Genomic DNA, 19,889 nt, shown 5'->3' on the forward strand with positions numbered 1-19,889 from the left:
TTACAGTTTCTTCACACTAGGGATCACACCTAATAGTGTAATGCCCATCACTTCTTCGATATCTTCTGGTTTCTTCACACGGTCATCCAATACTTCTGACAAGATCACCAGAATGGAAATCAAGACACCACCAAGGACAAAGCCAATGACAACATTTCGTTTGATATTTGGTGAAGAAGGATTTTGCGGGACAACTGCCTCATCCAAAGTTGTTACGTCAGATACCTTAGTCACAGCAATAATTTTTTCTGCCGCTACATCTTTCAAGCCATTTGCGATGCGAGCTGCCTCTTGTGGATCTGAGTCGGATGCTGTGATGGACAAAATCCGAGTATCCGCTGGTACTGCCACTGAGACTTTCTTAGCAAGCTCTGCTGGAGTCATATCCAACTTCAACTCTTCAATAGCCTGGTTCAAGACATTTTGAGAAAGAATAATCTCGCGATAGTCTTTAACCAAATAGGATCCCGCTTGAAGATCTTGGTTGGTCAAGGCATTGTTTTCTTGGTTCTGACGACTGACCACATAAATACGGCTGGTGCTTTGGTAGATCTTTTTCGCTACAAAAGCGCTGTAGCCTAGGGCTCCAATCGCAAACAGCAAGGCCGTAATAATAATTGAGAATTTACGACGCCATAAGGTTTTAAAGAGGGAGACCACATCCAACTCGATCTCTTTGCTCTCTTGGTTTTTCATATTCACTTTCTCCTTTTCAATCCCCGGGATGGACCTTGATGATTAAAATAATTCGTTATCCAATAATGTTTGTTGATTTTCAACAAAGAGGGCACGCGCCCGATCACTGCCGTAGCGTTTTTCAATCAACTGATAAGCTTTTTCCATGTATGGAGGGCGCTGATCGACATTGTGCATATCGCTTGCAACGAAATGGACCAAGTCCTTGTCCAAGAAATATTGGGCACGATGTTTCATGAACTTGTAGCGATCACCAAATAGTTTGGGCTTGAGAACGCTAGAACTATTGATCTGGGTATAGCATCCCATTCGGATCAATTCCCGCACCCGTTTTTCATTCTTTTCCAAACAGTGGTACCGTTCAATATGGGCAACCACCGGAGTCACTCCTAAACGCAAGACCGCACTTAAGGCTTGGTGAATCTCCTTGTAGGGCGTTGCCATACTAAATTCAATCAAGGCAAAGCTGGTCTCAGCCAGTGTTGGAATAGTCCCAGCCTCTAGCTTTTCTAGGATATCTCGCGTATAGTAGATTTCTGCTCCGAAATGCAGTTTCATTTCAGGCAGATAGGTCTCTACCATCTCTTTTACTGCCAAGTAATTTTGATAGATCTTTTCTTCCGGGGTTTCAAACATCCCTTTTCGACGATGGGACGTCGAAACAATGGTACGAACCCCTTGACGGTAGCTTTCCTCGATGAGGAGCTTGCTATCCTCAATCGTCTTTGGTCCATCATCCACATCAAAGACAATGTGTGAATGAATATCAATCATTGTTTTTTCCTTCCATGGTTTGGTTTATCTTTTCTTTAGCTTGGGCCACGCTATCAGGATTCAACTCCATCATGTAAAGAGCAGATCCTGGCATCGCATATGAAGGCAAGTCATTTCGTCCTTGTCCAGTGACAGCTTGTGAAGTCACCTTGTAGCTTCCGCCAGTCTCCAACTGTGTATTCACCAAATTCATAATCGTTGGCAGTGGCATATTGGTTTGCAAGGAATCCTGTAAACCAGAAACGATTTCATTATAGTTGCTCAACGCTTTGGTCGATGTTAATTTATGGATAATGGCTGCGATTACTTTTTCTTGGTTCTTCCCACGATCGTTGTCTCCACCTTCAAGAGAGTAGCGTTCACGGACAAAGCCAAGGGCCTGTTCCGAATCCAAGTGGACTTTTCCTACAGGGAAGTGGTAGTTCCCGTGTAAACTTGTAAATTCTTGATCATTTTCTACATCAATCCCTCCGACTAAGTCGACAAGCTTCAAGAAGGATGTGAAGTTCAAGCGGACATAGTAGTCAATCTTGATGCCGTACAGATTTTCTAAGGTATGAATAGACGCATCTACTCCGTAAATCCCAGCGTGGGTCAACTTATCCCCTTGGTTGTTCCCACCATCAGCGATCGGTACATAGGCATCACGCGGAGTCGTCGTCAGCAAGACTTGCTTGGTCTTTCTGTTGACCGTCATGATAATATTGACATCAGATCGAGAAACTGAAGTAACTGGACCATAAGTATCAATCCCACTGACATAGATGTTAAAGGTGTCCGCATTAGCATCTGCCTTAGCTTTGGTTTCAACTTGACGGCGAATCTTGTAAGAGTAAATTTTCTTTAATTTTTTCGCATAGTCAGCATCCACACTGGCAATGGTATCTTCAAAGGTGCTATTCAAGACAATGGCTTGTGTCTTGTCTTCTTGTAGGGCCTGGTAGGCTGCCGCATAAGATTCCACATCTTCAATCGTCAAGTCATGCTGGCGCGTTTTCTTCACTTCTTCTACCAAGGCTTGAAGATCATCTGCATTGTTATTTCCCGTAGGTGCCGCTACACTACTAATTTCTTTAATATCTTGGATTGGACTATCCGCTTTGACATAGACAGCCATTTCAAATTCTGTATAGTTGGCATTCCGGTTCACATTCCCAGCGACATCGACCAATTGCTGGGTCACATAGGTCCCCACGGAAGTTCCTAGCAAGCCTAAAATCAATAAAAATAGCGTCGTCTTTTTAGCCTTGCCTGCAAGGATCAAACCCAAGGTTAAAAAAAGTCCGCCGACTAGCAAGGCCGTCACAAGGATATTCAAATAACGGAAAGCTAGGATATTGTAGCTAAAGACATTATAAAGAAAGAGCCCAGCCACAAGTAGCGTTAAGACCCAGAGACCGCTATTGACAATCCGTAGCTGATCCCAACTGCTAGTTCTGGTTGAACGTTTGTTTTTTCTGCTTCGATTCATTTTATCCCCCATACTATTTTCTTAAATATTATAACATAAAATCATCCTAAAAATCGGAATCTATGCCCAATTCTCCACTATTAATTTTATACTATTCTGAGCTCTCTGTACAGCAATATGGGAAAAAGAGATGAGCAAATAAAAAAGGTGAGAAAACTCACCTTTTGTATAGATTTATACTTTATCTTTTGAGGTTGAACTTGTATCTGAATCCTTGCTAGTTGAAGAATCACTCTGTGAAGAATTGCTTCCTTTACGAGTCTCAGCTCCATCAGCAGAATATTCGTTTACAAAGATTTCCTTACGCAATTCAAGGAAGCTTTCATCGCTAAGGATGTAACGTCCTTCTTTGGTTTTAGTCAATTCCAAAGTGTACTCGCGTGGTTCAATGTAACCGAAGTCTTCGTTCAAACGATCAAAGGCATAGTAGAACAAGAAGTTGTTCAATAGAGACAAGCGTTTTTCTAGATCTGGATCTGTGTTGTCTTCTAATTTTTTAACATCTTCAATTCCGTTTTCAAACAGACTAGATTTTGCACGGTTGATCAAGTTAGCCAAGTCACGTGTTGCAATCGCACGAGATTTGAAGGTAACTGTTGCCGTATCTCCTTCGTCTTCAACTTTAGTGATTTCATAGTCATCACCAATTGTTGCTAACACTTTGAAACGAGCTTGGTCAAACAATTCCAAGATTTTTTCTGGAGTGAATGTTTCAGTTGTCAATTCAAGTGTGAAGTTTTCTGCAGGTAGATATTTTGATGCATTTTCATCAACAAATTTTTGGGTAATTTGTTTTTTCCACTTATCAACTGATGTTCCCATCAAAGTTGTGAAACCAGAAGAATGGTCCGTGAAGATGGCACGAAGAATGATGTCTCCATCTTTCTCAATTTGTTTTTTTTGTTTTTTCTTCTTTTGATTCGCTAGATTGTTCTACCTTGTCCTCTTTGGCTGGTTTTTTCTCAGTAGCTGGTTTTGACGAACAAGCTGCCAACAACAACAAGCAGGCTGGTAAGACACCATATTTTACGAGCTTTTTCATAAGTTCTCCTTATTTTTTATAGATTAAGTTCATTATACCAAAAATAGACTCCTTGAACATTCTTAGACAAGCGTATGTAAAGAAATTGTAATATTTTGTCTCTACTTCGTAATAAAAAAGAGGCTGGGACAAAAGTCCTAGCCTCTCAATTGTCTTTGGATTGTCGAGAAAGACGCAGTGGTTGAGTGGGCTCTACTACGCTGATTTCATTAGCTTTTACAGCCCTACTCAACTGTGCGGAGGTGGGACGACGAAATCGAATTCTAACGAATTACCGATTTCTGTCCCACTCTCAATCGCCTATAGCATGGGCGCAAATAACTGCATAATTTCTTTGACCAAATGCTGGTACCAGGTGATCCGGAAAGTGTCCAACTTGATTTGCTGAGACACGGAAAAGATCTCTTCAAAATCAGCTCGAATCTTGGTCAATTCTGGGCTGCGATACATCCAGACAGCATTCTCATAGTGATGGACTAGGCTCCGATAGTCAAAGTTGATGGTCCCGACTACTGCGACTTCATCGTCGGCCAATACTTGCTTGCTATGGATAAAGCCTGGGGTGTATTCATAGATTTTCACCCCTGCTTCCATCAGGTCTGGATAAGCCCCTCGCGTAACGATTTGGATCAATTTTTTATCTGGAATAGAGGGAGTTAAGATACGTACATCAACACCACGGAGAGCCGCATTTCGAATATCTTCTGTCAAATCATAATCAATGATTAAATAAGGGGTCGTAATGTAGACATAGTCTGTCGCCTGATTGATGATATTCTGATACACAGCCTTCCCCACCTGGGACTTATAGATCGGTTTCGGTCCACTACCAAAGGGGATATAGAAACCTTCGCCATCTACTGCATTGTTTTCCATATGGTATTTATCAAAATCTTCAATTTCTCCCTGGTTAATGTACCAGTTCATGAGAAAAAGTCGCGTCAAGGCCTTGACCGCTCGACCATCCAAACGTACAGCGCTATCCTTCCAATGACCAAACCGTTCTATATGATTGATATACTCATCCGCTAGGTTGACCCCACCTGTATAGCCAATCTGGCCATCAATGACCAAGATCTTGCGGTGATCTCGATTGTTGTAAGCCACCGTCAGACGCGGGACCACCTTATTAAACTTGTGGGCATCGATGCCTAACTTGCGCAAACGTCTGGTGTAGTTCCCCTTCAGGGTCGCCATACAGCCGATATCATCGTAGAGTAGCTTCACTTCGACCCCTTCTTTGACTTTCTCAAGTAGGATATCTAGGATGCTGTTCCACATGAGACCTTCCTCAATGATATAGAATTCGAGAAAGATAAATTTCTTGGCTGAGCGCAAATCCTCCAACAATTGGGGAAACATCTGATCCCCTAGTGGGAAAAAGGTCGAAGCTGTTCCGTTGTAGAGGTCTGCAGTATGGTCCATGGATAGAATAGACTTGACCATCCCATAGACGGTCTTGCTCTCTTCCTTTAACTGGAGGCGAAGCTCACGGCTGTTGTCCTCACGGAAATTCATGGACTCCATATTTTCCAACTGGACCAATTCTTTCTTGGACAGACGACGCTCCCCAAACATGAGGTATAGAAGGAAACCAAAGACGGGGATGACGGCGATTAAGAGCCAGGTCACCTTGCTCTCTGGAGGCATATTTCGGTTGACGATCGCCAAAATGGTCGAGATATACAAGAGGACCATGATGGTGACAGACATCCAGTTGGGGAACCATTCATTTAACCAAAAGAAGGCCGCAAAGGACAGCCAGAGTTCAAACCCCATAAAGAGGATACTGAACCCATATTTGGACATTAACAATCGAATCTTTCGAAAACTCACCCTCATTCTCCTTCTTTTATAATCCCTACTAGTATACCAGTTCTACGAAGTGAGCGCAAACCCGATAAAATGAAAAAGAGAGTGGGACAAAAGTCCTAGCCTCTCAATTGTCTTTGGATTATCGAGCAAGACGCAGTGGTTGAGTGGGCTCTACTACGCTGATTTCATCAGCTTTTACAGCCCTACTCAACTGTGCGGAGGTGGGACGACGAAATCGAATTCTAACGAATTACCGATTTCTGTCCCACTCTCACTTCTACTAATTTATTGCTTGGTCAGAACGATTGTATCCTGATCATTCAAGTCTTGATCCGCTTCTTTCAGGGTCAGTTGTTGCCCCTCCAGTTGATAGCGGTAGCCATCATCTCCGATAAAGAGGATCTGGTTGGCAGCATCTAGCTTGACTTGTTTCAGCTCTTGCTCTCCATCTGCCTCTACAGCCGTCCAAGTACCTGAATCACCAGCGATGACGAGCGTCACTTGATCGCTTTCATCCATTCCCATATAGGTTCCGTCAAGACCTGCTTGGTTTACCTGCGGACTAGTCGTTGTCTGTTGAGAAGAAGTTGCCGTTGTGGTCGTCGCACTTGATGACGTGTTCGGTTGCGATGGTGTTTGCTGATTCGAACAAGCTCCAAGTAGGAGGACTGTAGCTATTGCTAATAAAGCAGTTACTTTCTTTGCCATGAATGGTCTCCTTTCGCGCCAACTTTTCAACGGACTTCCCCGTTCATTTGTGGCTCACCTTTAGTATACGATAGAGCCTGTTTTGGGTCAATCTTTATGACTGGCCGATGAGAGTTGTTGCCTATAAAGGATTCTTTCCCTGCTCTAATAGATATGCGCGAACTTCGGAAATAAAGTAGAGAGAGCCAGTGACAAAGAGCACCTCTTGACCATCTTGTCGGCTATAAAAGTCTTGCAAATAATCTCTGAAATCTGCTACATAAGGATAGCCTAAGCCATCCGCCTCTTGGACCACTTCCCCATAAGCAAAGGTCGTCACCGTCAAGTCCGCCTCCGGCAAGTCGCTTGCAAAGATCTCCAACATCCCTTGGTAATCCTTGCGTTTTAAAGCACCAAAGAGGATCTTCACGCGCTTATCTGAAAAGGTACGGGCATATTCGACCAAGCGATGGATGGCATGGGGATTATGGGCGCCATCTAGATAGACGCCTTGGTCAAAGTTCTCCAGACGACCCGGCCAGCTAGTCGCTTGCAAAGCCTCCCGAACACCGTTTTCATCGACCGCCAGACCTCTCTGCTCCATAAAAAGGAGAAAGGCTTCGAGAGCCACCGCCGCATTCTCTTCCTGATAAGCTCCATTGAGCCCAATTTTTAGTGAGTCAAACCGATGTTGCCCATCTTGGAAGACGCCTTTCACCAGTTGGAAATCTTCTCCATAGCGAGCTAGCGAACAGCCGATTGCCTGGGCCTTTTCTATGCAGACTCGCTCGGCCTCTTCAGCAAGTGGACCGATAACAGCCGGCTTCCCGGCTTTAAAGATCCCAGCTTTTTGCGTAGCAATGGCCTCTAGACTTCCTCCCAAGGTCTCCTGGTGATCCAGCCCTACCGAGGTGATCACTGCTACCTCTCCTGTGATGACATTGGTCGTATCAAGGAGGCCTCCGATCCCAACCTCGATCAAGGCCAAGTCGACTTCTTGCTCATGGAAATACAAAAAGGCCAAGAGGGTGATGATCTCAAAGTAAGAGAGTTGGTCGTGGGTCTCGAGAAGCTGAGACTCCATTGCTTGAATGCTCTGACCCAAGCGAATCAGGTCCTGATCCGAAATTGGTTGCCCATTGATACAGATCCGATCATGCATACTAACGATATGCGGAGAAGTAAAGGTCCCGACTTTTAGGCCATGCTGTTGGAATAGTTGGCGCATAAAAGCAATGGTTGATCCCTTCCCGTTAGTCCCCGTCACATGAATCATCGGAACAGCGTTATGAGGGTCCCCTAAGAGCTTTACAGCCTGTTGCATCCGCCCCAAGCCTGAACGAAAATTGAGTCCAATTCGACTATTCATCCATTCTTCAATTTGATTCATTTCTTTCTCCTAAAAGAAAAGAGCGATCAAGCCTTTTTGCTGGCTCACGCTCCCCTATTTCTTTGGTTTCTTATTTCACTTCCAGTATTTTTAGAAGCTGGGCTAAAAACATCCACTGGATGTTCCAACTCTTTCTAGATTCTAGGAGTTGGGGTAAAAATGTTCACTGAACATTTTTACTCCTCCATAAAGCTGTTGAAGACTTCTTCAATCATGTTCCATTCATCATCTGAATCTTCTGGGATTGGTTGAAGGTCGCCTTCTGTTCCGTCTTCGTTTTCAGTAAATGAGTAGGCTTGGATTTCTACTTCACCGTTTTCATCTTCTTCTGCATTTGCAGGAATCAAAAGAACATAGTTTTTACCAAATTCTTCTTTTCCATCAATGGTCAAAAGGATTTCAAACAAAGTTTCGTTCCCTTGCTCATCTACCAATGTAATCAATTCGCGTTCGTCATGGTTGTGGTCATGATTGTGTGCCATCTTATTTCCTCTTTTTCTAAAATTTTCGATCTAAATAATTTTGCAAAATCAACTGGGCAGCTAATTTATCAATTACTTTTTTTCGCTTATTTCGGCTGATATCCGCTTGCTCAATCAACATCCGCTCTGCGGCAACGGTCGTCAAACGCTCGTCCTGATACTCAACCGGCAAGTTGAATAACTCTTCAAGGCGCTTTCCATAAGCTTGACTCGCTTCCACTCGAGGACCGCTTGTGTTGTTCATGTTTTTCGGCAAACCAACGACAAAGCGATCAACCCGGTATTCCTTCACCAGTTCAGAGAGACGGTCAAAACCAAACTCTCCTTTCTCCTCATCAATCTGAATAATCTCCAGACCTTGAGCGGTAAAACCTAATGGATCACTGATGGCTACTCCGACTGTCTTCGAGCCAACGTCTAGTCCCATAATTCTCATTAGAGATCGATCCCTTGCCCTTTCAAGTAGTAACGAACCAATTCTTCAACAATTTCATCTCGTTCGTACTTACGAATTTGGTTGCGAGCGTTGTTATAACGAGGTACATAAGCAGGATCACCACTGAGTACATAACCAACGATTTGATTGATTGGATTGTAGCCCTTCTCATCCAAAGATAAGTAGACATCCTTTAATGTATCACTAATTTCTTTACGGTTTGAATCGTCAAGATTAAAACGTACTGTTTCGTCTGTAAATCCCACAATACCACCCTCTTTCTTTATATTCATACTATTATATCATAATTTCCATACTTTCTCAAACGAAAATTATTGATTTTACGGGCTTTCTTGGACTTTTCATCACTTATTTTCGAAAGCAATCTGCTACATTTTTTCAATGACTTTATTTTACTTCTTTAAAGCCATTCTTTTCCAAGTTTTTGATGAAGAGCGTTGGAGAGTAGGTCTTGATCATTTTGCAAATTTCTCCCAAGTCTTCGCTGTTTTTAATGTCATCGAAGTCTACTTTATCAGGATCAATCTCAATCTCAGAGATCATTGCTTCACCTGTCCAATCTGATGTCACAGTGATTCCATCGTAGTCTCTCAATTCATCAATGCCACCTTCACCTTCGTATCCTTCGATCAAGGCTTGTTTGGCACCTTCTTTATCATCCTCAGCATCGATCAATTTCTTGACTTCATCTTTGAATTCATCCGACACATGAGTCGCTAGTTTGATGGAAACTTTTTTGTATTTCTTACCTTGGTAGGATACGGTTACTGTAATTTCCTGTTTGGCTACCTCGTCAGCCTCATTGACATCTCTGTTAATCTTAAAGGTCCGAGTAACGACGCTATCTTTCGATAAGGACTTGCCCCCTTTTGATTGAGAGTTCCCACAACCTGCCAAGATAAGCAATCCAGCAACGACTAGTAATAGAAATTTTTTCATGTTTTTTCTCCTTATTCTTCTTTTGCTCCATTACGGAGTAGATTATTCATATATTCTGTTGGTGTCAATTTCAACAAATCTGCAATATTAGCCGATTTGAAGTACTCTAACTCAACCGCTTTTTTAGTATCCAACTGGGTAAAATCATAGGTGATGACCGTTTTGTATTCATTTTCATTTGGGACGGTCAGTTCAATGGTAAAGCCTGGAAGAGTCCGTGCTTGTTGGAGTTGTTCGTCCTTGTCCATCGACTCCACCATCAATCGTTGGGCTTCTTCGAGGCCAACTTCTTGAATGGCATTTTTTAATTCATCACTAGCAGGAGTGGTATTGGTCATGACCAATTTTTGTAATTGTTCCCCTTGATAGGTGATGGCCTGCTCTTGACGAATACCTTTCTCATCTGTTGGAAGAACAAAATGTTTGGTAAAGACTTGCTGCTCTTCTGCCTTCTCTAACAGATTTCGATTTTCTTTATTGAACGATTCAATTTTAGCACTGTTGGATTTTTGAACACTGGAAGAATCGGTTTTCCCATGTTTCTTCTGTCCACAAGCTGTCAGCGTCAGGAGCAAGACTCCTAGACAAATAAGCTTCTTTTTCATGTTTTCTCCTTTGATAAGCTTCTAGAAAGGGATTTTCCCCACAGAAGTATTGTACCATAGAATGCCCCGCAAAAACATTCTTACAACCATTTTTTCGTGGATTCTTTGGCCAGATACAAAAGAAAAAGTCGAGACCTTGACATCTCGACTCTTCTCAGTAGCTCAATGATTGGCTACTTTTCTTATAGGGCTGCTCTTAAGCGAGCCTCCGCATTTTCAACATTTCGTACAGAACGTGGTAAAAAGGCGCGAATATCATCTTCCTTATAACCAACTTGAAGTCGCTTGTTATCCACTAGGATAGGACTTTTCAAGATTCGTGGTGTTTCTAAGATGATATCGATGACTTCATTCATGCTGAGATCTTCAATATCGACACCTAGATTCTTAGCATATCGGTTTTTTGAAGAAACGATACTTGCAATGCCATTTTCTGTTTTGGTCAAAATATCGAGTAATTCTTCTTTTGTAATCCCTTCTTTACCAAGGTTTTGTTCTTTATAGATCAACTGATGAGCATTTAGCCAAGTTTTGGCTTTTTTACAACTCGTGCAACTTGAAACTGTGTAAATTTTAATCATGCATGCACTCCTTTCGCCACACGATAATAACATTGTAGTATATTATACCATAAAAACCATCAGTCTTTCGACCTATTTTGAAAAAAATTACTCTTCAATCTCAATAGCATCATCGAGATCTAGTGTTACTTCTTCAAGAAGTGGGCTTTCAGCTACTTCATCTTGTGCAACTACAGCAGTGTCATCATCGATCAAGCCGAAGCGCACGCGCACTTGGTGGTCAATCTCATCAAAAATTTCTGGATGGTCTGCCAAGTACTTCTTAGCATTTTCAGAACCTTGGCCAATCTTCTCACCGTTATAAGAATACCAAGCACCAGCTTTTTGGATCAAATCAAGATCTGTCGCAATTTTTAGCAATTCACCTGTACGTGAAATTCCTTCCCCGTACATGATTTCAACCATGGCTTCTTTGAACGGTGGAGCCACCTTGTTCTTCACAACCTTGATCTTGGTTTCCTTACCAACGTTGGTATCTTTTTGGTCCCCAGTCCCTTTGATTTGAGTATTTCCACGAACATCTAGACGAACAGAAGCGTAGAATTTAAGGGCACGACCACCAGGTGTGGTTTCTGGATTCCCAAACATGACCCCAACTTTTTCACGCAATTGGTTGATAAAGATAGCAATGGTCTTGGTCTTGTTGATCGAAGCTCCGAGCTTACGCATAGCCTGGCTCATCATCCGAGCTTGCAAACCAACGTGGCTATCACCGATATCACCATCGATTTCTGCGCGTGGGACCAAGGCAGCAACAGAGTCGATAACGACCAAGTCAACGGCACCAGAGTCAATCAATTTACCAGCAATTTCAAGTCCTTGTTCTCCTGAGTCTGGTTGAGACAAGAGGAGTTCATCAATATTAACCCCAAGAGCTGCAGCATAAGATGGGTCCAAAGCGTGCTCGGCATCGATAAAGGCAGCAATGCCTCCTTCTTTCTGTGCTTGCGCTACTGCATGGAGGGCAACGGTTGTTTTACCAGATGATTCTGGACCATAGATTTCGATGATCCGACCTTTTGGATAACCACCAGCACCCAAGGCAATATCAAGAGCCAAGGAACCTGAGCTCATGACTTGAACTTTTTGCTCTGCGCGTTCGCCCAGACGCATGATGGATCCTTTACCAAAGTCTTTTTCAATCAACTTTAGGGCATCATTGAGCGCTTTTTCACGCTCATCTCCAAATTTCTTAGAGATATCATCTAATTTTTTCTGTTTTTTCGCCATTCTTTTCTCCTATATTCAAAGCGTAATGCTATACAAGCTTCTTATCATTATAGCAAATTTTCATCTAATAATACAGTCCGGCGTACCAGATTAAAGGCATGAAGGACTGCAACTTTACGAACATCCATACGACTCCGGCCAGCGATATTGACCTTGATCGATTGGACTCCTTTAGGACCTGCAATTCCAATAAAAACGGTCCCTGCTGGGTGGCCTTCTAGACTGTCTGGACCAGCAACACCTGTCAGACTGACTCCATAGTCGGCCCCTGTTAAGAGACGGGCTTGCGCTGCCATCCGCTCAGCTGTATGGGCAGAGACCACTCCATGTTCTTGCAACTCAGCTAGGGGGATTTGGAGCATTTTGCTCTTTTCCTCTATGCTGTAAGTGACGAAACCTCCTGGTAGGACTGCCGAGGCTCCTGAAAAATTAGCCAGAGTCGACTGGAACATCCCGGCCGTCAAGCTCTCTGCTGCGGTTAGGGTCAAACCTCTCTCGCGCAAGAGTTCAAAAGCAACCTTGGCTAGGGAATTGTCATCTCCATAGCCATAGAAGAGCTGGCTCAAGGCTTGACCATCCAAAGTCTCATGACGGAGGATCACTTGCTCCAACCGATCCAATTTCTGATCAGCCTGCTCTTGTGACACGGCCTTGGTCGACAAGCGCAAGGTCACTTCTCCGGTCTTGGCATAAGGAGCCACCGTCGGATCAGTCTGGCCATCAATCACATCGGCTAGAACGGTTACCAGCTGGCTTTCCCCAATCCCAAAGAAGCGCAAGACGCGTGAGTAGAGCTTTTCTCCTGTTGCTAGAAGAGGCACTAACTCATCATTGACCATAGGTTTCAATTCACTAGGGGGACCAGGCAAGACCACGTAGCTAACGCCCTCTACTTCGATTAGTCCTCCCACTGCCAAACCGGTCAGATTTTGGAGCGGTGTTGAGCCTGTTACTATTTGAGCTTGTCTCAGATTGTTGGGAGTTCGAACATGGTCTGGCCGACTGGCAAAGAAACGGTCCAACTTGGCCATTGCTTCTGGATCAAATGTCAGATCTTTACCCAAAAACTGGGCTAGAGTCTGCTTGGTCAGATCGTCTTCGGTCGGTCCGAGGCCTCCCGTGAGGATGACGAGATCACTTCGATCACGCGCAATCGCAAGAACAGATAAGAGACGATCGGCATTATCCCCAACTGCAGTTTGGAAATAAACGTCGATCCCTAGACCGGCCAACTTTTCTGATAAGAATTGCGCATTGGTATTGACAATCTGTCCTGTGAGAATTTCGGTTCCCACTGCAATGATCTCTGCTTTCATAACGCCTCCACTTATACTATTCGTAATTTTTCTTCATTGTAACACAATTTCCTAAATTATTTTAAAAACAGATTGAAGAAAAAGTTCATTTTAGGTAACTTTCTTCAATCTGTTTCTTTTAGAGTATTATAAAGTAAAAAAACTCTTATAAATTCCGTTACATCAATATTCCTAAGAGATTTAACTACGTGGTAACCAACTTCTAAAAGGGCTTGCCTATATTCTGAAGTAAGCACATCGAGCGGTCATTTTTATATTGCTTTATTGACATAAAATCGTATCTCTAACGCTATTCCTTATATTTTCCTATCATTTTTTATGATACAATAGCATCAATTTATTTTTAGGAGGATAATATATGACTTCTACTATTGGTATTATAAGTTTATCTAGTGGGACTATGGGTGAAGACTTTGTCAAGCACGAAGTGGACTTGGGTATTCAACGTCTCAAGGACCTCGGACTCAATCCTATCTTTCTACCTCATTCGCTAAAAGGCTTAGATTTTATCAAAGAACATCCTGAAGCTCGTGCAGAGGATTTGATTCAGGCCTTTTCTGATGATAGCATCGACATGATCCTATGCGCCATTGGTGGAAACGATACCTATCGCTTGCTACCTTATCTTTTTGAAAATGACCAACTACAAAAGGTTATCAAACCAAAGATTTTTCTCGGTTTCTCGGATACGACCATGAACCATCTCATGTTGCATAAACTAGGAATCAAGACTTTTTACGGCCAATCATTTCTAGCAGACATTTGTGAGTTAGACAAAGAAATGTTGCCATATAGCCGCCACTACTTTAAAGAATTGATTGAGACTGGAAAAATCTCAGAAATTCGCCCTAGTAACGTTTGGTACGAGGAACGGACTGATTTTAGTCCCAAAGCCTTGGGAACACCTCGTGTCAGCCATGCAAATACAGGTTTTGACTTGTTACAAGGCAATGCTCAGTTTGAGGGAGAAATCCTCGGTGGTTGTCTTGAGTCTCTCTATGATATTTTTGACAACTCTCTACACGCAGATAGCACAGACCTCTGCCAAAAATACAATCTTTTCCCTGACTTATCCGACTGGGAAGGAAAGATCCTACTGCTAGAAACCAGCGAAGAAAAGCCTAATCCTGAAGACTTCAAAAAGATGTTGCGGACTTTAAAGGAAACTGGTATATTCGAGGTCATCAATGGACTATTAGTCGGAAAACCTATGGATGAAACTTTCTATAACGACTATAAAGAGGCACTATTGGATTTCATTGATAGCAATATCCCGATTGTCTATAATCTAAATGTTGGTCATGCAACTCCAAGAGCGATTGTTCCCTTTGGAGTCCACGCCCATGTAGATGCAACAGAGCAAGTCATTCGCTTTGACTATAACAAAGAAAGCTGAGATAGAATTCTCAGCTTTTTTCAGTATCGTTACTAGCATTTTCATCACATACTACCGATAGCTAAAATAATAAAGGATAGGCTATTGCCTAACATGTGAACAAGTAGGGGATAGTAAATATTCTCCTTTTCTTTCACATAAATAATAGAAAAGGCAAGGCCACCACCTAGGTATCCGACTGCACCGACCCACTCTGACAAAGACAAACTGTGCATATGGGTTAAAGCGAAGGCAAATCCGACTATTAAGATACTCAGCCAAGTTGGTAGACTTTTCCTTAAATATCTCAATAAAATTTGACGGAAAAAGAGCTCTTCCACCAAAGGTCCAATGATACAGGCGAAAACCGCTATCAGTATTGGTTGCTCTTGAAAGCTGCTTTGAATATTCGACTGGTTTAGACCTTGTCCGTCTAGCCCAAAGAACTGCTTCAACATCTCTGATACAAAGCCAAAGACAACAGTCATCAGAATAAGAAAGAGCCATCCTGTTAAGACGCCAAAGATAAATTTCCTTTTAGAATTTCTAACCTCTTCCCACTTTTGGAGCAATAGGGACTTAAATAAGAAGCAACCATACACAAACATGATGGTATAGACCAAATAAGTCCCTGAAGAAGAAGGCAATGGAGCATCAAATACTCGTATACCATCAAAGACAAAGAGGACTGTATAGAGAATCGAAAAAATCAGAACTTCCTTATTTTTATTAGACTTCATTTCACTTTCCCTTCCAGTCACAATCATTCTCATGATCATTGATCAGGCCTGCAGCCTGTAGATAGGACAAGACAGCGACAGGTCCAGTGAACTTGAAACCCCGCTTTTTGAGATCTTTAGCAAGCTTCTCGGAAAGAGCTGTCTTCGCAGGAGCCAGCCGGTAATCCGGAACATCATTGTTGATGGTTTTCCCCTCAACAAAAGACCAGAGATAGGCATCAAAAGAGCCGAATTCAGCCTGGACTTGCAAAAAGGCCTGGGCATTAGCTCGTGTCGCAAAAATCTTGGCACGATTGCGGATGATGGCTGGATTGTCTAACAAGGATTCCAGTTCTTCATCCGTCATATCTGCGACACGATGAATGCAGTAACCATGAAAAGCTTCACGGAAAGCCTGCCGTTTATTGAGTACCGTTTCCCAAGATAGTCCAGCCTGATAGGTCTCCATACAGAGCAACTCAAAAAGGGCCTGGTCATCATGTAGGGGCCGCCCCCATTCTTCATCATGGTAAGCTATATATAATGGATTGGTCATTTTGACCCAACCACAGCGTTTTGGCATAGAAATCTCCTATTTGACCAACATCTTCAGGGCAGATTTGATGTAGTTTTCAGCAGTATCTGAAGTTCCTTCAAAGAATTTCTTGATTTTCTTTAGTTCCGTAGCCTTGTAGCCCAATGCCAACATGGCTTCCATGGCTTCTTCCAAGGCTTGGTTCTCTTCTGTCGCCTTAGCTTTTGTCTGAGCCGGTGCATCTTCTAGATCGAGATTGATCTTACCTTCCAAGTCCAGCACCATCTGTTGGGCTGTTTTCTTGCCGATCTTTGGAAACTTGGTCAAGTAGGTGATGTTCTTGCTTTCGATGGCTTGGACAAGGCCTGCATTGTCATCTGCAGCAATGATAGCCAGAGCTGAGACAGGTCCAATCCCAGAGACTGAGATCAAGTTTAAAAAGAGCTGTTTCTCTTCTTCAGTCGCAAAGCCATAGAGAAGGTGAGCATCTTCACGGACCACTTGGTGCAGATAAACTTGCACCTCTTGGTTCATTTTACCAGAGTAGGCATAGGGGTTGGCCACATGCAAGAGATAGCCGATCCCAGCCGTTTCCACCACGATGTATTTAGCGGTGATTTTCGTTAAAATTCCTTTAATGTATTCGTACATAAGATTCCTTTATTGTTTGTTTAATATTTGCCCAATTCCCGTAAACTGGTGTGATTTTCCTGAATGCGTCGGAACATCTTTTCCATATCTGACTTGGTAAAGTTAACCAAAACCGGACGGCCATGAGGGCAGTTATAAGGGTTGTCACATTGGGACAGTTGGTAGATCAGATCGCGTGCAGAGTAATCGTCCAGTGTATGGTTGGCCTTGATGGAGCGTTTGCAGGACATCATGATGGCCAACTCAGCCCGGTATTTCTTGATGGACACTTCTTTGGTCAAGAGGAGCATGTCACACATTTCGTAGATACCCGACTCGATCTCTTCTTCCTTCATCCAGATCGGATGCTCCCGTAAGATCAACTGGTTGACTCCGTATTCTTCTAAGTAGACACCCACTTCTTCTAGGAGGTGCTTGCGCTGTTGCAGGCGGATCAGATCATCTGCAGGGAACTCAAAGATATAAGGTACCAGCAGCTGTTGCTGACTGCCGTCCACGTCCCCGATGCTCTCCCGGTATTCTTCGTATTTGACCCGCTCTTGGGCCGCATGCTGGTCAATGATGTAGAGGCCCCCATTGCCTTGGGCAAAGAGATAGGTGCCATGCATCTGACCAAAATATTCCAACTCTGGGAAGGTCGAATGTTCTTCCCCTTCCAACTTGTCATAAGCCTTATCTAGACTAGCTAGATCCAACTCTGGGTGGTCCAGTTGATCATACTGAGGCGCCTTTCGCTCCGCGAATTTGATGGCTGGTGATTTGGCCTCCTGCTTTTCCTCTTCTGGGGCAAAGAGAACCGTTTGCTCTGGGGTCAATTCACCACTTGGTTGGGATTCTGCAACCTCTGGACGGACAAAGAAGTCTCCTTTGTCTCGGTCGTAATAGAGGCTATTTTCTTTTAGAGGGAGGCTGGTCTGGACTGGCTTTTCTGTTCGACGAAGCGTTGACTTGGCTAGATTTTCTAGGGCATCTGGAATCAGATCCTGCTCTTTCAAAGCGGAGACAATGGCCTGGGAGATCAAGGCCATTAGTTCTCGTTCTTTGGAAATGCGCACCTCTTGCTTGGTCGGGTGGACATTGACATCCGCTAGATAGGGGTCAATCTGAATATTGAGGACCGCTATCGGGAAGCGTCCGACCATGAGTTTACTGCCGTAGCCGTCCAAGATGGCCCGATTGAGCAAGAAATTCTTGATGTAACGGCCGTTGATAAAGAGACTAATGTAATTGCGATTGGCCCGGGTCAATTCTGGCAAAGAGACGAACCCCGACACTTCAAAGTCCAAATCACCTGTCTCGATGGCAACCATTTTCTTAGCGGTAGCGAGCCCGTAGACTCCTGCGATGGCTTGGCGGAGATTCCCCGTCCCTGCTGTCCGTGTCATTTCATGGCCGTCATTGATCAAGGTAAAGGCAATCTCTGGATGGGCCAGACTCAAGCGGTTGAGAATGTCGACGATATGGGACAACTCTGCCTGTTGGCTCTTCATATATTTGAGGCGAGCTGGTGTATTGAAAAAGAGGTCCTCAACTGTAATTTTAGTCCCCACAGGGCTAGTCGCCGGCTCAAGAGAAGTAATTTCGCCCCCTTTAGCCTCTAGCTTGGTCCCATGACTAGCTCCTTCCTGAGCTGTCAGGATGGTCATGACACTGACAGAGGCAATAGACGGCAAGGCCTCGCCACGGAAGCCTAGGGTCCGAATACGAAAGAGGTCGGCTTGACTCTTGATCTTACTAGTCGCATGGCGACGAAGAGCTAATTCCACTTCCTCATGGGCAATCCCTTGTCCATTATCCGTGATTTGAATGGTCTTTAAGCCGGCTTCTTCGATCTCTACGACAATCTGACTGGCCCCCGCATCGATGGAGTTTTCAACCAGTTCCTTGACCACACTAGCAGGGCGCTCGATGACTTCACCGGCAGCAATCTGATTGGCTAGAATTTCTGGTAATTCAATAATCTGTGACATAGCTTCCCCTCTTATGTTTTATACGCGCATAGGTAGAACTATTATACCATATCTCCAAGGAAGGCCTCCCTTTATAAAACCTTGTGCCCTAGCTCCACTAGAGACACTACCCTTTGACCAGATAAACAGACAAACTGACCGAATATGCGAAAAGCCTTGTCTTGAGACCTGAAAAAGTGTTTAATAGACTTGTAAGCAAGAAGTCCTGCTAGCGGATCGCTTACCTGACGTCAATATGTTAGAAGGGATATGTATGAAAGTAACAGTTACCATTGACCCCCATTTTCAAGAAGAAGGCGTAGCCATCACAGGGCAAAAACTAGCGAACGCATCCAGAAAGTCCAACAGTTCATTGAGGAATTGGACCAAAAGGAACGCTTGCGAGCGAAAAAGGAGGGCGAAACCTATCTTGTAGAGACTCACTTGTTTCATCGGTTCTATATTGAAAGCCGTCAAGTCGTTGGGGAAACAAAGGATGACCACTTCATCCTCACCGGTCCCCTCTACCAACTCTCTCAAGACTTGCCCATCTACTTTTTAAAAATTTCCCAATCTGAAATTATCAATACCAAAGAAATCGATCACCTGCATTTTACCAGCAGCGGATCGGTTCAAATCTATCTCAAAAACGGACAGATGACTTACTCATCTCGTCGCTATTTAAAAGCTATTAAGGAGAAACTCTCATGATGAAAAACCATTTTACCAACGCTCTAAAAGGGATCTTAATCGGTCTCATCCTCTCCATCCTCTTTTCTTTCCTATACTCACCTTCCACTTATATGCCCCTCAGTCCTAGCTCAGCTGTTGGCCAATGGATGCAAGCCCATGAAGTGCATGGATCTTTAGTCATGCTCTATTGCCTCTTCATTTGGGCTGGTATCGGCCTGCTCTTTAGCTTGGGAAGCAGCCTGTTCACCAAGGATTGGAGCTTGCTTCGTGCAACCGTCAGCCACTACCTCTTGATGCTCTTTGGCTTCCTACCCTTAGCAACCTTGGGAGGCTGGTTCCCATTCCAAATCAGCTTCTACATCTCCGTCATTATAGAGTTTAGCCTGGTTTATCTCATCGTCTGGGCTGTCTCTTACTACCTCAACAAAAAGAAAGTAGACGAGATCAACCGTCAATTACAAGGGAAAGCCTGAGGAATAAAA

The 19,889-nt window shown here is 43.6% G+C and carries 22 protein-coding genes and 1 pseudogene; 3 read left to right on the top strand and 20 right to left on the bottom strand.

From position 1 onward, the window contains the following. From LXO72_RS06015 to LXO72_RS06090, 16 genes are all read right to left on the bottom strand, one after another. Positions 1-696, bottom strand: a complete 696-nt coding sequence (locus tag LXO72_RS06015) for a Wzz/FepE/Etk N-terminal domain-containing protein (protein WP_233331815.1) — start codon at positions 694-696, stop codon at positions 1-3. Positions 697-738: 42 nt separating this feature from the next. Continuing rightward, positions 739-1,470, bottom strand: coding sequence for a capsular polysaccharide biosynthesis protein Cps4B (gene cps4B, locus LXO72_RS06020; protein WP_233331816.1), 732 nt, complete (start codon positions 1,468-1,470; stop codon positions 739-741). Then, positions 1,463-2,941 (bottom strand): LCP family glycopolymer transferase CpsA, encoded by a 1,479-nt coding sequence (cpsA, locus tag LXO72_RS06025; RefSeq protein WP_233331817.1) that lies wholly within the window; start codon positions 2,939-2,941, stop codon positions 1,463-1,465. Before cpsA ends, cps4B begins: the two co-directional genes overlap by 8 nt. 174 nt (positions 2,942-3,115) lie before the next feature. Continuing rightward, a complete protein-coding gene (locus LXO72_RS06030; RefSeq protein WP_233331818.1) occupies positions 3,116-3,763 on the bottom strand; it encodes a hypothetical protein in 648 nt (215 codons plus the stop codon). Positions 3,764-3,827: 64 nt separating this feature from the next. Then, entirely contained in the window at positions 3,828-3,983 is a 156-nt protein-coding gene (locus tag LXO72_RS06035) for a hypothetical protein (RefSeq protein WP_233331819.1), read from the bottom strand. A 300-nt stretch (positions 3,984-4,283) separates the two neighbouring features. After that, a complete protein-coding gene (gene cls, locus LXO72_RS06040) occupies positions 4,284-5,819 on the bottom strand; it encodes a cardiolipin synthase (protein ID WP_233331820.1) in 1,536 nt (511 codons plus the stop codon). A 264-nt stretch (positions 5,820-6,083) separates the two neighbouring features. After that, positions 6,084-6,506 (bottom strand): SP_0198 family lipoprotein, encoded by a 423-nt coding sequence (locus LXO72_RS06045; RefSeq protein WP_233331821.1) that lies wholly within the window; start codon positions 6,504-6,506, stop codon positions 6,084-6,086. A gap of 121 nt (positions 6,507-6,627) precedes the next feature. Then, positions 6,628-7,875, bottom strand: a complete 1,248-nt coding sequence (locus LXO72_RS06050) for a bifunctional folylpolyglutamate synthase/dihydrofolate synthase (RefSeq protein WP_233331822.1) — start codon at positions 7,873-7,875, stop codon at positions 6,628-6,630. 176 nt (positions 7,876-8,051) lie between these two features. Then, on the bottom strand, positions 8,052-8,357 hold the full coding sequence (locus tag LXO72_RS06055) for a DUF1292 domain-containing protein (protein WP_233331823.1): 306 nt from the start codon (positions 8,355-8,357) through the stop codon (positions 8,052-8,054). Between the two features lie 16 nt (positions 8,358-8,373). Further along, on the bottom strand, positions 8,374-8,793 hold the full coding sequence (gene ruvX, locus LXO72_RS06060; RefSeq protein ID WP_023027379.1) for a Holliday junction resolvase RuvX: 420 nt from the start codon (positions 8,791-8,793) through the stop codon (positions 8,374-8,376). Beyond that, on the bottom strand, positions 8,793-9,059 hold the full coding sequence (locus tag LXO72_RS06065) for an IreB family regulatory phosphoprotein (RefSeq protein WP_006597020.1): 267 nt from the start codon (positions 9,057-9,059) through the stop codon (positions 8,793-8,795). The genes ruvX and LXO72_RS06065 overlap by 1 nt, the downstream gene beginning before the upstream one ends. 142 nt (positions 9,060-9,201) lie before the next feature. Beyond that, on the bottom strand, positions 9,202-9,753 hold the full coding sequence (locus LXO72_RS06070; RefSeq protein WP_233331824.1) for an SP0191 family lipoprotein: 552 nt from the start codon (positions 9,751-9,753) through the stop codon (positions 9,202-9,204). A gap of 11 nt (positions 9,754-9,764) precedes the next feature. Then, on the bottom strand, positions 9,765-10,358 hold the full coding sequence (locus LXO72_RS06075) for an SP0191 family lipoprotein (RefSeq protein ID WP_233331825.1): 594 nt from the start codon (positions 10,356-10,358) through the stop codon (positions 9,765-9,767). Between the two features lie 182 nt (positions 10,359-10,540). After that, entirely contained in the window at positions 10,541-10,939 is a 399-nt protein-coding gene (gene spx / locus LXO72_RS06080; RefSeq protein ID WP_006595399.1) for a transcriptional regulator Spx, read from the bottom strand. Between the two features lie 87 nt (positions 10,940-11,026). Then, complete coding sequence (recA, locus tag LXO72_RS06085) at positions 11,027-12,169, bottom strand: recombinase RecA (protein ID WP_125335103.1); 1,143 nt, start codon at positions 12,167-12,169, stop codon at positions 11,027-11,029. A gap of 47 nt (positions 12,170-12,216) precedes the next feature. Further along, entirely contained in the window at positions 12,217-13,485 is a 1,269-nt protein-coding gene (locus LXO72_RS06090) for a competence/damage-inducible protein A (protein ID WP_233331826.1), read from the bottom strand. A 358-nt stretch (positions 13,486-13,843) separates the two neighbouring features. On the opposite strand from LXO72_RS06090, the gene LXO72_RS06095 reads away from it, so the two are divergent. Continuing rightward, positions 13,844-14,881, top strand: a complete 1,038-nt coding sequence (locus tag LXO72_RS06095; RefSeq protein WP_233331827.1) for a S66 family peptidase — start codon at positions 13,844-13,846, stop codon at positions 14,879-14,881. Positions 14,882-14,925: 44 nt separating this feature from the next. Here the strand turns inward: LXO72_RS06095 and LXO72_RS06100 are convergent, their stop codons facing one another. Genes LXO72_RS06100 through mutL form a run of 4 tightly spaced genes read right to left on the bottom strand, consistent with a single transcriptional unit; the run spans position 14,926 to position 18,735 of the window. Then, on the bottom strand, positions 14,926-15,600 hold the full coding sequence (locus tag LXO72_RS06100) for a CPBP family intramembrane glutamic endopeptidase (protein WP_233331828.1): 675 nt from the start codon (positions 15,598-15,600) through the stop codon (positions 14,926-14,928). A gap of 1 nt (position 15,601) precedes the next feature. Then, positions 15,602-16,162 carry a DNA-3-methyladenine glycosylase I gene (locus LXO72_RS06105; protein WP_233331829.1) on the bottom strand — a complete coding sequence of 187 codons (561 nt, stop codon included), beginning with the start codon at positions 16,160-16,162 and terminating at the stop codon, positions 15,602-15,604. A gap of 9 nt (positions 16,163-16,171) precedes the next feature. After that, positions 16,172-16,765, bottom strand: a complete 594-nt coding sequence (gene ruvA, locus LXO72_RS06110) for a Holliday junction branch migration protein RuvA (RefSeq protein WP_154857045.1) — start codon at positions 16,763-16,765, stop codon at positions 16,172-16,174. A 20-nt stretch (positions 16,766-16,785) separates the two neighbouring features. Next, positions 16,786-18,735, bottom strand: coding sequence for a DNA mismatch repair endonuclease MutL (gene mutL / locus LXO72_RS06115; RefSeq protein WP_154857043.1), 1,950 nt, complete (start codon positions 18,733-18,735; stop codon positions 16,786-16,788). Positions 18,736-18,988: 253 nt separating this feature from the next. Here mutL and LXO72_RS06120 point away from each other — a divergent pair. Together LXO72_RS06120 and LXO72_RS06125 are read left to right on the top strand one after the other, a co-directional pair. Next, positions 18,989-19,425: pseudogene (locus tag LXO72_RS06120) on the top strand (LytTR family DNA-binding domain-containing protein). Beyond that, complete coding sequence (locus LXO72_RS06125) at positions 19,422-19,880, top strand: DUF3021 domain-containing protein (protein ID WP_233331830.1); 459 nt, start codon at positions 19,422-19,424, stop codon at positions 19,878-19,880. Before LXO72_RS06120 ends, LXO72_RS06125 begins: the two are co-directional and overlap by 4 nt. The last annotated feature ends 9 nt before the right edge of the window (positions 19,881-19,889 follow it).

The organism is Streptococcus sp. XMC, from assembly GCF_021341835.1.
In the GTDB taxonomy this organism is placed as follows: domain Bacteria; phylum Bacillota; class Bacilli; order Lactobacillales; family Streptococcaceae; genus Streptococcus.

What these genes read in the sequence shown, in the direction of transcription:
- ruvX (WP_023027379.1), bottom strand. Translation starts at nt 8,793, where the DNA reads ATGAGAATTATGGGACTAGACGTTGGCTCGAAGACAGTCGGAGTAGCC.
- LXO72_RS06075 (WP_233331825.1), bottom strand. Translation starts at nt 10,358, where the DNA reads ATGAAAAAGAAGCTTATTTGTCTAGGAGTCTTGCTCCTGACGCTGACA.
- LXO72_RS06050 (WP_233331822.1), bottom strand. Translation starts at nt 7,875, where the DNA reads ATGAATCAAATTGAAGAATGGATGAATAGTCGAATTGGACTCAATTTT.
- LXO72_RS06105 (WP_233331829.1), bottom strand. Translation starts at nt 16,162, where the DNA reads ATGCCAAAACGCTGTGGTTGGGTCAAAATGACCAATCCATTATATATA.
- ruvA (WP_154857045.1), bottom strand. Translation starts at nt 16,765, where the DNA reads ATGTACGAATACATTAAAGGAATTTTAACGAAAATCACCGCTAAATAC.
- cpsA (WP_233331817.1), bottom strand. Translation starts at nt 2,941, where the DNA reads ATGAATCGAAGCAGAAAAAACAAACGTTCAACCAGAACTAGCAGTTGG.
- spx (WP_006595399.1), bottom strand. Translation starts at nt 10,939, where the DNA reads ATGATTAAAATTTACACAGTTTCAAGTTGCACGAGTTGTAAAAAAGCC.
- LXO72_RS06030 (WP_233331818.1), bottom strand. Translation starts at nt 3,763, where the DNA reads ATGGGAACATCAGTTGATAAGTGGAAAAAACAAATTACCCAAAAATTT.
- LXO72_RS06125 (WP_233331830.1), top strand. Translation starts at nt 19,422, where the DNA reads ATGATGAAAAACCATTTTACCAACGCTCTAAAAGGGATCTTAATCGGT.
- LXO72_RS06070 (WP_233331824.1), bottom strand. Translation starts at nt 9,753, where the DNA reads ATGAAAAAATTTCTATTACTAGTCGTTGCTGGATTGCTTATCTTGGCA.
- recA (WP_125335103.1), bottom strand. Translation starts at nt 12,169, where the DNA reads ATGGCGAAAAAACAGAAAAAATTAGATGATATCTCTAAGAAATTTGGA.
- LXO72_RS06095 (WP_233331827.1), top strand. Translation starts at nt 13,844, where the DNA reads ATGACTTCTACTATTGGTATTATAAGTTTATCTAGTGGGACTATGGGT.
- LXO72_RS06035 (WP_233331819.1), bottom strand. Translation starts at nt 3,983, where the DNA reads ATGAAAAAGCTCGTAAAATATGGTGTCTTACCAGCCTGCTTGTTGTTG.
- mutL (WP_154857043.1), bottom strand. Translation starts at nt 18,735, where the DNA reads ATGTCACAGATTATTGAATTACCAGAAATTCTAGCCAATCAGATTGCT.
- LXO72_RS06055 (WP_233331823.1), bottom strand. Translation starts at nt 8,357, where the DNA reads ATGGCACACAATCATGACCACAACCATGACGAACGCGAATTGATTACA.
- cps4B (WP_233331816.1), bottom strand. Translation starts at nt 1,470, where the DNA reads ATGATTGATATTCATTCACACATTGTCTTTGATGTGGATGATGGACCA.
- LXO72_RS06100 (WP_233331828.1), bottom strand. Translation starts at nt 15,600, where the DNA reads ATGAAGTCTAATAAAAATAAGGAAGTTCTGATTTTTTCGATTCTCTAT.
- LXO72_RS06045 (WP_233331821.1), bottom strand. Translation starts at nt 6,506, where the DNA reads ATGGCAAAGAAAGTAACTGCTTTATTAGCAATAGCTACAGTCCTCCTA.
- LXO72_RS06015 (WP_233331815.1), bottom strand. Translation starts at nt 696, where the DNA reads ATGAAAAACCAAGAGAGCAAAGAGATCGAGTTGGATGTGGTCTCCCTC.
- LXO72_RS06090 (WP_233331826.1), bottom strand. Translation starts at nt 13,485, where the DNA reads ATGAAAGCAGAGATCATTGCAGTGGGAACCGAAATTCTCACAGGACAG.